We start from the raw sequence: 11,363 nt of genomic DNA on the forward strand, positions 1-11,363 counted from the left end.
CTCCCAGCCCAGCTCGCCGAGATAGGTGACGCGGAGCGCCAGCACCGGGGCGTAGCCGATGCGCAGGCTGCGCGCCGCATCCTGGAGAAGGTGGCCGACGGCGATGTCGGCAACGAGGCCTTCCCCTACATGACGGCGCGCAGCCTGCGCATCGGCTACGCCCCGGTGCTGGCGCTCCGCGTCACCTATCTCGGCGAGCTGGGCTGGGAGCTGCACCTGCCGACCGAATATGCTGCCCATGTCTACGAGCAGATCTCCGCCGCCGGCCGGGAATTCGGCCTGGCTGATGCCGGCTACCGCGCCATCGATTCGCTCAGGCTGGAGAAGCGCTATCTCTACTGGGGCAGCGACATCACGCCCGACTACACGCCCTACGAAGCCGGGCTGGGCTTCGCCGTGTCGCTCAAGAAGAAATCCGACTTCATCGGCCGCGCCGCCCTCGAGAAAGCCAAGGCTGCCGGCCCGAAGCGCCGCCTGATCACCTTGCTGGTCGATGCGCCCGTGCAGCTCTACGGCGGCGAGGCGATCCGGCGCGACGGCAAGGTGCTGGGCGTCACATCGAGCGCCGGCTGGGGTCACACGATCGGCAAGGCCGTGGCCTTCGGCTACGTGGCGGCGGAAGAGGCCGGCCACGCCGACTACGAGATCGAGGCTTTCACCCAGCGCCATGCCGCGACACGCATTCCCGGCGCCGCCGTCGATCCCGAGCGGAAGAAGATCCTCGCCTGAGGCTCAGCGCAGCGACAGCGTCTCCGCCACAGTGCTGAGCCAGCGCCGGATCACGCGCTCCTCCTCCTTGCCGGCCAGCCTGTTGAGCTGGTCCTCGACCTCCATGACCCTGACCCGGCAGCGCTTCAGCAGCGCCTGGCCCTTGGGTGTCGCCTGCAGCCGCAGGATGCGGCCGTGGACCGCGTCGGCCGACTTCTGGATGGCGCCGCCCCTCTCGAGGTTGCGCACGATCACGTTGATGGTCTGCGGCGTCAGGAAGGTGAGCCGGGCCAACGCCGCGCCCGAGACGCCGGGATAGGCCACGATCATGGTCAGCACCGCGAACTGCGCCGGCGTGGCGTCGAGATCGGCCAGCGCCCGCTCCATGGCCGCCCGCACCGCGACGTTGGCCTGGCGCACCAGGTAGCCCAGGTGGCCCTCCGGACCCCGCTTGCCCTCGCCGGGGCGCGGGATGGCCGGCCCGGCCTGGGATCTCGCCTTGCGATTCATATCAGCCTTCTTATATGTTGTCAGATATCGAATATACAGGAGCCGGAGCCATGAACCTAGAACTCGCCGCCCTCGTGCGCCGCCATGTCGAAGCCGAGAACGCCCAGAACCTGGAAGCGACGCTGGCCACGCTGCACCCGGAGTGCCGCTTCGAGGACCACGCCACCGGCCAGGTCTGGCACGGCCGCGACGGCGCCGCCGCCCACTACCGCCAATGGTGGACCACCTTCGACGTCACGGTAAAGCGCGAGCCGGGCCAGATCGCCGCCTGGACCGACGACGACGGCTATATCGGCGAGGCGACCTGGCGCGGCCACCATGTCGGCCCCTTCCTCGGCCTCGCGCCGACAAAGCGGCCCGTGATCATTCCCTTCGTCGTGGTTTTGGGTTTTAGGGACGGGCTGATGTTGAGCGAGGGCTTCCACTACGACCTCGCCTCGCTGCTGCGCCAGATCGGCGGCGAGCCGATCCAGGCCTTGAGCGGCCTGCCATACCGTGCGGCGGCGTGAGTGATTCCTGCTAAAGAACATCGATGGACACTTCCGCACAACGGGAACTCGCCCGTCTCCTCGCCTCGCTCCGCCGCGAACATCGCGGCCAGAGCGGCCTCGCCACCCATCTCGTGCCACCCGACAAGGCCACCGCCTACAAGGTCGCCGGCCTAGTCGCCGACGAGCTGGGCTGGCCGGTGCTGGGCTGGAAGATCGCGGCCTTCAAGGCGGAGTTGCAGCAGCAGTTGCGCACCGACTCGCCGATCTACGGCCGCACCTTCTTCGTGAAGGAAACGCCGGTCACCGTCGTGCATGCGACGCTCGCGAGCCCCATTCCTGAGGTCGAATACCAGGCCAGGCTCGGCGCCGATCTGCCGCCGCGCGCAAAACCTTATAGCCAGGACGAGGTGACGGAAGCCGTCGCCTCGCTGCATCCCGGCCTCGAGCTGGCGGAATGCCGCTTCCTCCACGACGCGGCCTTCCCGCCGCTGCCCGCCATCCTGGCCGACGGCGCCGGCTCCGGCACGATCATCTACGGCCCCGCCATCGTCGACTGGAAGAAACGCGACATCGCGGGCCAGGAAGTGACGCTCTCCTGCAACGGCCGCCTCCGCCGCCAAGGCACGGCGGCGGCGTTGCTCGACCATCCGATGGCGCCGCTCACCTGGCTCGCCAACGAACTCTCGCGCACCGGCGTCGGGATGAAGGCCGGCCAGATGGTGAGCACCGGCACATTGACGGGCATGCTGGCGCCCAAGCGGGGCGAGACCTACGTCGCCGACTTCGGCCCGTTCGGCTCGGTCACGGTCGCGTTCTCATAGCTGAGCACGCGCTCCTGGCAGACTACTTCGTGAACACCATCGCCCGGTCCTTCACCGAGCCATAGCGCAGGCTGACGAGATCGAGGGCGTAGTTCTGGTAGAGCTTCCACGGCCGCTTGCTGCCCTGCTTGGGCTGGTGTGGCAGCGCACGCTGGATGTAGCCCGAGGAGAAATTGACCCACGGCTCCTCGGTCAAGGTCGGATCGTCGTTGCGTGGGGTCGCCTGACGGCTGCCCGTACGGTCCATGTGGTTCAGAAGCCGGCAGACGTATTCGCAAACGAGGTCGGCCTTCAGCGTCCACGAGGCGTTGGTGTAGCCGAACACCGAGGCGAGGTTGGGCACGTCCGAGTACATCATGCCCTTGTAGATCATGGTCTCGGGCGGATTCACCGGCTTACCGTCGACGACGAGCCCGGCGCCACCCAGCGGCTGCAGCACGAGGCCGGTCGCCATCACGACGATGTCGGCCTCGAGTGCGGCGCCCGACTTCAGCTTGATGCCCGCTTCGGTGAAGGTCTCGATCTGATCGGTAACCACCGACACCTTCTTCTTGCGGATGGCGCGGAACAGGTCGGCGTCGGGCACCAGGCAGAGCCGCTGGTCCCACGGGTTGTAACGCGGCGTGAAGTGCGTATCGACGTCGTAGTCCGGCCCCAGCATCTGACGCACGCCGCCCAGGATCAGGCCCTTCACCTTCTCCGGCTTGCGCTTGCACATCTGATAGAAATACATGCCGAGCAGGACGTTCTTCCAGCGCGTCAGCATGTAGGCGAGTTTTAGCGGCAGGCGGCGCCGGAGCTTGTTGGCGATCGGATCCTGCGCCGGCCGCGCCACCACGTAGGTGGGCGAGCGCTGCAGCATGGTGACGTGCCCGGCGGTTTCCGCCATCGACGGCACGACCGTGACGGCGGTGGCGCCGCTGCCGATCACCACGACCTTCTTGCCCGCATAGTCGAGAGCCTCGGGCCAGTGCTGCGGATGCACCACCCTGCCCTTGTAGCCGTCGATGCCGGCGAACTCCGGCACATAGCCCTTCTCGTAGCGGTAGTAGCCGCTGCACATCCACAGGAAGCCGCAGGAAATGAACACGCGCTCCTTGTCCGGCCCGCGCTCCAGCTCGACCGTCCATTTCGCGTCGGGCGTCGACCACGAGGCGCCCACGACGCGATGCTGATACCTGATCTTACGATCGATGCCGTGGTCGCTCGCGACCTCGCGGATGTAGGACAGGATCGACGGCCCGTCGGCGATCGCCTTGGCGTCCTTCCACGGCCGGAAGCGATAGCCCAGCGTGTACATGTCGGAGTCGGAGCGGACGCCGGGATAGCGGAACAGGTCCCAGGTCCCGCCGCTCGCCGCGCGCGCCTCGACGATGGCGTAACTCTTGTTCGGGCAATTCTTCTGGAGATGCCAGGCGGCGCCGATGCCGGAGAGTCCGGCGCCGACGATCAGCACGTCGAAGTGCTCGATCCCTGCAGATTCATGGGCAGAAACGTGAAGCGCATCCATGGCTGCAACCATCATCGACTCCGTCCACTGACGCAACCCCGCCCCTCTTCACCTCCCCTGCAAGTCGGCGTATTCTTGTCAGTGATCCCGGTGTGGGGAAGCGAGGCCATGTTCAAAGCGCTTGCGGTATCGACAGTCGCGCTGTCGTTCGTTCTCGGCCTGTCAGGCGAGGCGGCGGCGGCCGGCTCCTGCGACAATCTCGAGGGTCAGGACGTGACCCTCGCCGGCACCATCGACAAGGTCGCCGGCATCGGCGTGATCTTCTTCACCGACAGGAAGACGGGCTGCGACTTCGGCCTGGTCGCCTTCTCGAGCGATCCGCCGTGCAAGCAGGGCAATGCGATCGAGGTCAAGGGCAAGCTCAGGAAGAACGCCTACGTCAAAGGCATGTACGACGTCGACCGCAACCGGAAGGCGCCCGACGGCCTCGTCTGCCGCTGACGCCTCAGGCCGGCGCGCCCCCGCGCTTTCCGATTTCACCGCCGATCAACAAGGCCAGGCAGCCGCTCATCGTGACCGCCGCCGCGATGACGAGCCCGGGCGCGTAGCCGCCGAAGCCATCGCGCAGGAAGCCGAACAGCGCCGGCCCGAAGGCCGAGGTGAACTGGATGACTGTAGCCGCCGCCCCGTAGGTGGCGCCGAACGCGACCGCCCCGAATTCGCGCCGCACCACCACCGGACCCAGCGTGGTGACATGGCCGATGCCATAGCCATAGACGAGGCTGGCCGCGATCAGGACCGGCACCGTCGGCCAGACGGCGATGGCCAGCAGGGCCGCCGACTGCGCCACCATCACGGAACAGGCCAGATGCCGCACGTGCACGCCGTCCACGATGCGGGCCAGGATGAGGCGACCCACGAACGCCGTGACACCCGTGGCGCTCACCAGCAGCCCCGCGCCCGCCGTGCCCAGCAGCGGCTCGGCCAGGGCCACGTGATGGGTGATGAAGCCGATCTGCACGGTGAGCCCCAGCGCGAAGGCCGCCGCGGCGCTCCAGAGCAACAGGCGGCTGTTCGCGGACGTGGCGATCGGAGGGGTCAGCACGACGGTCTCTGCAGTGGCGGCGGGCACATGGCCATCGCGCTGCAAGCCGATATCCGCCGGTCCGCGGAAGCGCAGTACGCGCCATATCAGCGGCACCAGCAGGACCGCGACGACGACGCCTGCCGCAATCAGGCCCGGTCCCAGTCCAAGTCCGGCGATGACCAGCAACAGCAGCGGCACGCCGGCGATGGCGCCAACGCTGGCGCCCATGATGGCGAGGGTCATCGATCGGCCCTGGTGCCGCTCGAACCACGGCGCCACCGTCGTCGTGATGCCCGTCATCGACAGCGTCGACCAGCCCACGCCCAGCAGCACGAAGCTGGGATAGAGTTGCCACGGCGCCGAGACCTGTCCGATCAGCGCCACGCCTGACGTCATGCAGGCCACACCGAGCAGCAGCACGGGCCGCGGCCCCCAGCGGTCGATGCCGCGGCCGACCGGCCGCTGGGCGGCAGCACTCACCAGGAAGAACAGCGTGATGGCCATCGCGACGTCGGCCACCGGCCAGCCATGCGCGGCGGTGACCGCCTGCAGATAGACGCTCGATCCGAACAGGCCCAGGGACCAGGCGCAGGCCGCGATGACGAAGCAGGCTGCAACCACCCGCCAGCCGTAGAACACGCGTGAGGCCATCAGCCGGCGCTACCCACACTCCTCATGCTGAGGAGCCGCGCGAAGCGTGGCGTCTCGAAGCATGGCAACGCCAAGACTGGTCCCACCCTTCGAGACGCAGCCTGCGGCTGCTCCTCAAGGTGAGGTTTGTGTGGCTCACCGACCTCACGACGGCTTGATGTTGCCCTTCTGGATGACATCGCTCCAGCGCTTGATCTCGGAGGCCATCTTGGCCTGGGCCTCGGGCTGCGTGCTGCCGGTCGTCACGATGCCGAGCTTCAGCATGCGCTCGCGGAAGTCGGCATCCTTCACCGCCTCGTTTCCGGCGGCGTTCAGCTTGGCCACGACTTCTCCGGGGGTGCCCTTGGGTACGAACAGCGTGTAGTTGGTGGCCGATTCGAAGCCGGGCAGGCCCGCCTCCGCCATGGTCGGCACCTCGGGCAGCAGCGGCGAGCGCGTCTTCGAGGTGACGGCGAGGCAGCGCACCTTGCCCGAGGCGATGTGCGGCAGGTGGGCCAGCACATTGTCGATCGAGACCTGCACCCGCCCCTCGTAGAGATCGGCCTGGAAGAACGACGTGCCCTTGTAGGGAACGTGGGTCATCTCCGCACCGGTCATCTGCTTCAGCATCTCGTAGTTGAGATGGATCAGGCCGCCGACGCCGGAGGACGCGTAGGAGAGCTTGCCCGGCTCCTTCTTGGCGAGCGCGATCAGCTCCTGGACATTCTTCACCGGCAGGCTGGGCGTCACCAGCACGCCGATGGTGCCGTTGCCGATCTCGAGAACCGGCACGAAGTCCCTCGCCATATCGAAGCTGAGGTTGTTGTGGAAGAACGGTGCGATCGAATAGTCGACCAGACTGCCCACCATCATCGTGTAGCCATCGGGTGTGCTGCGGGCGAGCGCCGCCGCGCCGATGGTGGCGCCGGCGCCGGGCTGGTTGTCGACCACCATGGTCTGCCCGAGCCTGGCCGAGACCTTCTCGGAGAAGGCGCGCGATACCGTGTCGACGCCGCCGCCCGGTGGATAGGGCGCGATCACGCGGATCTGCCGGGTGGGCCAGGCCTGCGCCTGGGCACGCAGCGCTGACGGCAGCAGCACGACGGCCGAAGCCGAGAGGACGAGACGGCGGGACAGGATGGTCATGACGTTTCCCCGGTTTCAGGAGTGAGCAAGCTCTAGCTCGTGGATCGATGTAATCACTTTCATGATCTGGTTGCGCTGCTCTGTGGTGAGTAGCCGGTCGTCCGGCGACGAATGCAGACCCAGCTCGGCTTCTTCGAGCCGTTTGACCAGCGTCAACGCCTGCTTGGCCTTTTGGCGCTCGCTGCCTGCCAGCAACGGTTGAAGGGCCAGATAAAGCGAGCCCAGGGTCCGATTCTGCAATTCAGGCGTGAGCGGTACGGAACTCTTGAAGATGGGATCGAGCGCCTCCTTGGCTTCGCCAACCGTCCTGGCGCGCCGCAATTTGAACGACATGGTGTCGAGGCGGTGCTCGATCTCGAAGCGGTGCGTGAGCCTGGCCTGCCGGTGCTGTTGCGCGATCTCGTGACTGTGCTGGATCTGCTGGATGACGGCGGCGCCGCCGGTCAGGAGGACCGATGACAGAAGCCACATCCCGAGCGAGCTGTTGAAGAACTCGAGCACCCGCTTGTGCTTTGCCGGCGGTGGCGGCGGTTCTGGTGCGGGCGGCGGCTCAATCTGTGCCGCCAATTCCGCGCGTACGGCATGACGGAACTGTTCCTCGGCCGCAAGCCGCTTCTTTTCCTCGTCGGTCAGCAAGCCCCTTATTCCTTCATGAAAGCGTTGAGATCTGGCGTCGGTATCGAATGGTCGATATAGCCGAACGTGCCCTTCTCCTTCACTTCCTTGGCGGCATCGAGCAGCCCGGTCATGGCCGCGCGGTAGAGCGAGGTAGCGAGGCTGATGCGCTTGACGCCCGCGGCTTCGAGCTCGGCCACGCTGAACGACTTGCCCTTGATGCCGGCCATGAAGTTGAACGGCTTCTTGAGCGAGCTGCACACCTTCTTCACCGCCGCGAGATCGGGCAGGCCAGGTGCCATCAGCACGTCGGCACCGGCGGCCTCGAAGGCTTGCAGGCGCTTGATCACGTCGTCCAGGTCGGGACTGCCGCGCAAGAAACCCTCGGCGCGGGCAGTCAGCACGAAGGCGAACGGCAGCGCACGCGCGGCCTTCGATGCCGCGGCCACGCGCTCGGCGGCCGCGCCGATATCGAACAACGCCTTGTCCTTGTTGCCGGTCGCATCCTCGATCGAGCCGCCGACCAGGCCGACACCGGCCGCCTGCCGGATGGTCTCGGCGGCAGCATCGGGTGAGTCGCCAAAGCCCTTCTCGAGATCGCCGATCACCGGCACGTCCACCGCCTCGGCGATCGCGCGCGCATTGGCCAGCGCTTCCTCGCGCGTGACCTTGCCGTCGCGCTTGCCCAGCACGCCGGCCTTGGCGCCGCTCGACGTCGCCAGCGCCTCATAGCCGAGGCCGGCCAGCAGGCGGGCCGAACCCGCGTCCCACGGGTTGGGAATGACGAAGGCGCGCGGCGCCTCGTGCAGGGCACGCAATTTCTTGGCCTTGTCGGCCTGACTGACGCTCATCTGACGTTTCCCCTACGAATGCGAACCGCGCTCGGCGACCGGGCGCAATGGTAGATTGTCCACGTCAAACGCGTCGACGCAACGGCGTTATCTTGAGGATACCCCTACTTGGCTTCCCCCAACTTAGCCAAGGGAGCCGGCGGTTTCCATCCGCCCGAGAAAACGCAGCCGCTTCTCCTCTCACGGAACGATAAACGGCTCCCTGATGTCTAGGCCGTTGGCGGGCTTTCCTCGGACAAGACCGCAAGGAAGCTGCCCAACTCGAACATCAATAAAGCTGGGCGACTGGCCTGAAAGAGAGGAGCGTGGGCTGCAACTTTCAAGACCGGAAGGTCAACAATAGCCCCCACATCTGTTGCGCTACGCTGAAGTTCGGGCCGTAAGAGCAGCAGATTTGTGAGTGCAACTAGTCGGCTCGCCACACTCATCATTTGTTCATTCGTCGCACTCTCGCGTAAAGCGGACCGCACCGCATGTGAGAGCTCCAAGTGCGGCTGCTTTCGTTTTGCTTCCTCGATCATGAGCATGTGCTATCGAGGAGGCATCTTAAAGTCTTTGTGTATTGTGAGGTCGTCCCCGCGAGCGAAGTAGCACGTTACAGGCTTCTGCCCCTTGGTTTGGTCGAGCAGCACCCAATGCCTATCAGTCATCAGAAACGTGTAATCCTTCGTGCCAATGTCGGAATACAGAAAGAGCGTGAAGCTATCACCCAGTTCCTTGTTGGCCCACATCCGAACATCAATGTTGTCCATTACATCATTAGTGTTCGCACATCGTTGATGGCCTGAGCCCGGCATCCCGTATTTCAGACGAGGATTAGCCATATGCAAGCTGGCGAGTGCTTCGACCCATTCGCCCGATCCGACCACGCAGTAATTTGTGCTCTCACCTTGCCGTTCGAGAAGTCGCCATGGAGCGTAAAGGCGACCGTCGCGGCTCTTTGCGGGATCGACCTTTGATGCCATCAGCATGTGATAGGTTTCTTTATTGCGCTTGAGTGAGAAGCTGGAATTCTCCGCCCGCACGCCCTGCAAAGCGTAGCGCATCATGTCCATTACATCGCCACACCGCTCCTCGATCTTGGGCTGTCCGGACGCTTCAACATTGGTCGCAATAAGCGACAATGCGACGAACCCCCTTAGAAGCCACCCACGCATGTGAACATCCCCCGACTAGCTTCGAGCGCCTAGGGCAAAGGACCAAAGCGCTCCTGGATTTCTGCAGCGGCACGCTTTTCTGCGTCCCGTATCCGGTCATTCAATTGATCAAGCTTCGGCGGCACTCGGCCGTAAACCTCCGCACGATACTTTCGCTCTAGTTCCTGCAAGGCGTTCCAGCGATCCAGTCGCCATTTTTGAGCTATCTTCATTTCCTTGCAGTAGTCTCTGAGGAAGTCGGCCAGGAAGGCTGCTGATAGGAGCGCAGCGACTACGGCGCCAGCAAACTCACCTTTAGCTGCTAGCCATCCAGCAACGGCGACTAATACGCCGAAGAGCACAAGTTCAGACGGCGCTTTCATTTCACCCAGACGCCCGCCAGTTGAAGCAGAAAGCCGAGCACTAACGCAACAAGCCCCCACGTTGTGGCCGTCGCTTGTGCGAGCCGGTCATTGAATTGTGCTTCGTTGAAGTCCCAGTTCGGCGTTGACAGCTCCCGCGCTTTCTTGCGTGACGCGATAATGACCCAGGCGACCGTCACCGCGCCGACGATGTCGAGCACGAGTCCTATGGAAGTGAGGATATTGCTCATTTGATTCTCATACCCATAACCTTGTCCGACTTCGACACCACGTAGATTTGCGAGAATGGCATATCCTTCGCAGCCTTTTTCAGACGCGGCACAAGCGGCTTCCACCGCTTAAAGGGAAGCGAGCCGAGCGGGGCCTCGATAAGCAGTGTCATGCCCGCATACTTCTTGGCATTTTTCTTCTTTAGGCAGGCAAGGATTCCTTTTTCGACGGAGGCTTGAGCTTCTTTCGTCGAGTACATCGCGCGCTCGCTTTTCGCGGCTGCCTTTATGGCCTTCTTTTTTGCATCGTCTTGCAAACCGGAGTAGCCGCCCACCGCGCCCTTTGCCTTAACGAGCTTATTGCCGAGGACATTACGTGCAACGCCTTGGGAGATCGTGACCTCGATCCCAACCTTCGACCCTTTACGTGTGAGCCAGGCGTCGGGCACGTGACTATCGAGCGGAAACGACACGAGCCCATTCTTGATGCGCCGATACCGCAATAGCCGGCTGACCGGAAAAATCTCATCGGTCAGCTTTTTCACCGTGCCTCGGTGGAGGCGATAGTCGTCAATCTCCGCCTGCGTGCGGTCGCCATTGACCAAGCCATCAAGGCGTTCGTTCAGCTCCTCAACGGAGATTGTGTCCTTAGCTTTTTCGAGAAGCTTCTTCAGCGCTACGCTGTGAGGCGTTTCGTCAGTCGCCATTGCGCTGTCCCCACTACCTTCATGTGCACTTCAGCCCCAGTATTATACTCTTGGTATGCTAGACAGAACACATAGCGGTGAGTGTGTGCACGTTGAAACGCTACATGTTGCGGCCGTCCCACATCTTGGGAGATAGTTTGTCGATATCGATGGCTTCGATGCAGCGCAGGTTGATACCGACCGTCGGCGTGCCGTCGGGCATCTTGCCTTCAGCGAACGCCTCGTTGCCACACGACGTGCAGAAGCGGTGGTGCAGCGACTTCTTGCCGAACTGGTAATCGCCGAGCTTGGTATCACCGGCCTTGAGCTTGAACGACGTGCGCGGCGCGAAGGCCCACACCGCGCCAAGCCTATGGCAGATCGAGCAATTGCATTTCAGCGCGCCCGAAACGTCCAGCTCGACGTCATACGCGACGGCGCCGCAATGGCAGCTTCCGGAATAGGTCTTCGGCTCGGCCATGCGTTCCTCCTGGGCTTGAATTTTATCCATGTTCTCTATATGTTCTTTTTGATGCGCAAGCCAGCCCCTTCCGCAAACGAACAGCCCTGTCCGCCGGGCAGTGCGGGATCCTATTCTTGAAAATGCACGCTTCTGCCGCGCATCGACCGTCATCAGCCG

15 protein-coding genes are annotated in these 11,363 nt (G+C 64.1%); 4 read left to right on the forward strand and 11 right to left on the reverse strand.

The genetic code is table 11. The features are described 5' to 3' along the window. Positions 1-729: glycine cleavage T C-terminal barrel domain-containing protein (locus EPO55_RS07425; RefSeq protein WP_296335960.1), on the forward strand; the 729-nt coding region annotated here is incomplete at its 5' end. A gap of 3 nt (positions 730-732) precedes the next feature. On the opposite strand, the gene EPO55_RS07430 is transcribed toward EPO55_RS07425, so the two are convergent. Continuing rightward, the gene (locus tag EPO55_RS07430; protein WP_296335961.1) at positions 733-1,218 is read right to left on the reverse strand and encodes a MarR family transcriptional regulator; all 486 of its coding nucleotides are present in this window, start codon (positions 1,216-1,218) and stop codon (positions 733-735) included. A gap of 50 nt (positions 1,219-1,268) precedes the next feature. Here EPO55_RS07430 and EPO55_RS07435 point away from each other — a divergent pair, with 50 nt between their 5' ends. Beyond that, the gene (locus EPO55_RS07435) at positions 1,269-1,727 is read left to right on the forward strand and encodes an ester cyclase (RefSeq protein WP_296335963.1); all 459 of its coding nucleotides are present in this window, start codon (positions 1,269-1,271) and stop codon (positions 1,725-1,727) included. A gap of 23 nt (positions 1,728-1,750) precedes the next feature. Beyond that, positions 1,751-2,530: a fumarylacetoacetate hydrolase family protein gene (locus EPO55_RS07440; protein ID WP_296335965.1), complete on the forward strand. Its 780-nt coding sequence runs from the start codon at positions 1,751-1,753 to the stop codon at positions 2,528-2,530. A 22-nt stretch (positions 2,531-2,552) separates the two neighbouring features. Here the strand turns inward: EPO55_RS07440 and EPO55_RS07445 are convergent, their stop codons facing one another. Further along, positions 2,553-4,055: an NAD(P)/FAD-dependent oxidoreductase gene (locus EPO55_RS07445; RefSeq protein WP_296335966.1), complete on the reverse strand. Its 1,503-nt coding sequence runs from the start codon at positions 4,053-4,055 to the stop codon at positions 2,553-2,555. Between the two features lie 93 nt (positions 4,056-4,148). Here EPO55_RS07445 and EPO55_RS07450 point away from each other — a divergent pair, with 93 nt between their 5' ends. Then, the gene (locus tag EPO55_RS07450) at positions 4,149-4,481 is read left to right on the forward strand and encodes a hypothetical protein (protein WP_296335967.1); all 333 of its coding nucleotides are present in this window, start codon (positions 4,149-4,151) and stop codon (positions 4,479-4,481) included. 4 nt (positions 4,482-4,485) lie between these two features. On the opposite strand, the gene EPO55_RS07455 is transcribed toward EPO55_RS07450, so the two are convergent. The 9 genes from EPO55_RS07455 to EPO55_RS07495 all read right to left on the reverse strand — a co-directional run bounded on the left by EPO55_RS07455 (position 4,486) and on the right by EPO55_RS07495 (position 11,204). Then, positions 4,486-5,718, reverse strand: a complete 1,233-nt coding sequence (locus EPO55_RS07455) for an MFS transporter (protein WP_296335968.1) — start codon at positions 5,716-5,718, stop codon at positions 4,486-4,488. A gap of 144 nt (positions 5,719-5,862) precedes the next feature. Further along, entirely contained in the window at positions 5,863-6,843 is a 981-nt protein-coding gene (locus EPO55_RS07460; RefSeq protein ID WP_296335969.1) for a tripartite tricarboxylate transporter substrate binding protein, read from the reverse strand. Between the two features lie 15 nt (positions 6,844-6,858). Continuing rightward, entirely contained in the window at positions 6,859-7,479 is a 621-nt protein-coding gene (locus EPO55_RS07465; RefSeq protein WP_296335970.1) for a hypothetical protein, read from the reverse strand. A 5-nt stretch (positions 7,480-7,484) separates the two neighbouring features. After that, complete coding sequence (locus tag EPO55_RS07470; protein WP_296335971.1) at positions 7,485-8,309, reverse strand: isocitrate lyase/phosphoenolpyruvate mutase family protein; 825 nt, start codon at positions 8,307-8,309, stop codon at positions 7,485-7,487. A gap of 530 nt (positions 8,310-8,839) precedes the next feature. Continuing rightward, the gene (locus EPO55_RS07475; RefSeq protein ID WP_296335972.1) at positions 8,840-9,466 is read right to left on the reverse strand and encodes a hypothetical protein; all 627 of its coding nucleotides are present in this window, start codon (positions 9,464-9,466) and stop codon (positions 8,840-8,842) included. A 29-nt stretch (positions 9,467-9,495) separates the two neighbouring features. Further along, positions 9,496-9,828 (reverse strand): hypothetical protein, encoded by a 333-nt coding sequence (locus EPO55_RS07480; RefSeq protein WP_296335973.1) that lies wholly within the window; start codon positions 9,826-9,828, stop codon positions 9,496-9,498. Continuing rightward, a complete protein-coding gene (locus EPO55_RS07485) occupies positions 9,825-10,058 on the reverse strand; it encodes a hypothetical protein (RefSeq protein WP_296335974.1) in 234 nt (77 codons plus the stop codon). The genes EPO55_RS07480 and EPO55_RS07485 overlap by 4 nt, the downstream gene beginning before the upstream one ends. Then, complete coding sequence (locus EPO55_RS07490) at positions 10,055-10,744, reverse strand: hypothetical protein (protein ID WP_296335975.1); 690 nt, start codon at positions 10,742-10,744, stop codon at positions 10,055-10,057. The genes EPO55_RS07485 and EPO55_RS07490 overlap by 4 nt, the downstream gene beginning before the upstream one ends. A gap of 100 nt (positions 10,745-10,844) precedes the next feature. Further along, positions 10,845-11,204: a GFA family protein gene (locus EPO55_RS07495; RefSeq protein WP_296335976.1), complete on the reverse strand. Its 360-nt coding sequence runs from the start codon at positions 11,202-11,204 to the stop codon at positions 10,845-10,847. Between the last annotated feature and the right edge of the window lie 159 nt (positions 11,205-11,363).

The organism is Reyranella sp., assembly GCF_004296935.1.
GTDB lineage: Bacteria > Pseudomonadota > Alphaproteobacteria > Reyranellales > Reyranellaceae > Reyranella.

Bases quoted from the DNA above. Each gene is read 5' to 3' on its own strand.
- EPO55_RS07430 (WP_296335961.1), bottom strand. From the start codon at position 1,218: ATGAATCGCAAGGCGAGATCCCAGGCCGGGCCGGCCATCCCGCGCCCC.
- EPO55_RS07450 (WP_296335967.1), top strand. From the start codon at position 4,149: ATGTTCAAAGCGCTTGCGGTATCGACAGTCGCGCTGTCGTTCGTTCTC.
- EPO55_RS07475 (WP_296335972.1), bottom strand. From the start codon at position 9,466: ATGCGTGGGTGGCTTCTAAGGGGGTTCGTCGCATTGTCGCTTATTGCG.
- EPO55_RS07460 (WP_296335969.1), bottom strand. From the start codon at position 6,843: ATGACCATCCTGTCCCGCCGTCTCGTCCTCTCGGCTTCGGCCGTCGTG.
- EPO55_RS07495 (WP_296335976.1), bottom strand. From the start codon at position 11,204: ATGGCCGAGCCGAAGACCTATTCCGGAAGCTGCCATTGCGGCGCCGTC.
- EPO55_RS07440 (WP_296335965.1), top strand. From the start codon at position 1,751: ATGGACACTTCCGCACAACGGGAACTCGCCCGTCTCCTCGCCTCGCTC.
- EPO55_RS07480 (WP_296335973.1), bottom strand. From the start codon at position 9,828: ATGAAAGCGCCGTCTGAACTTGTGCTCTTCGGCGTATTAGTCGCCGTT.
- EPO55_RS07435 (WP_296335963.1), top strand. From the start codon at position 1,269: ATGAACCTAGAACTCGCCGCCCTCGTGCGCCGCCATGTCGAAGCCGAG.
- EPO55_RS07490 (WP_296335975.1), bottom strand. From the start codon at position 10,744: ATGGCGACTGACGAAACGCCTCACAGCGTAGCGCTGAAGAAGCTTCTC.
- EPO55_RS07455 (WP_296335968.1), bottom strand. From the start codon at position 5,718: ATGGCCTCACGCGTGTTCTACGGCTGGCGGGTGGTTGCAGCCTGCTTC.
- EPO55_RS07445 (WP_296335966.1), bottom strand. From the start codon at position 4,055: ATGATGGTTGCAGCCATGGATGCGCTTCACGTTTCTGCCCATGAATCT.
- EPO55_RS07485 (WP_296335974.1), bottom strand. From the start codon at position 10,058: ATGAGCAATATCCTCACTTCCATAGGACTCGTGCTCGACATCGTCGGC.
- EPO55_RS07470 (WP_296335971.1), bottom strand. From the start codon at position 8,309: ATGAGCGTCAGTCAGGCCGACAAGGCCAAGAAATTGCGTGCCCTGCAC.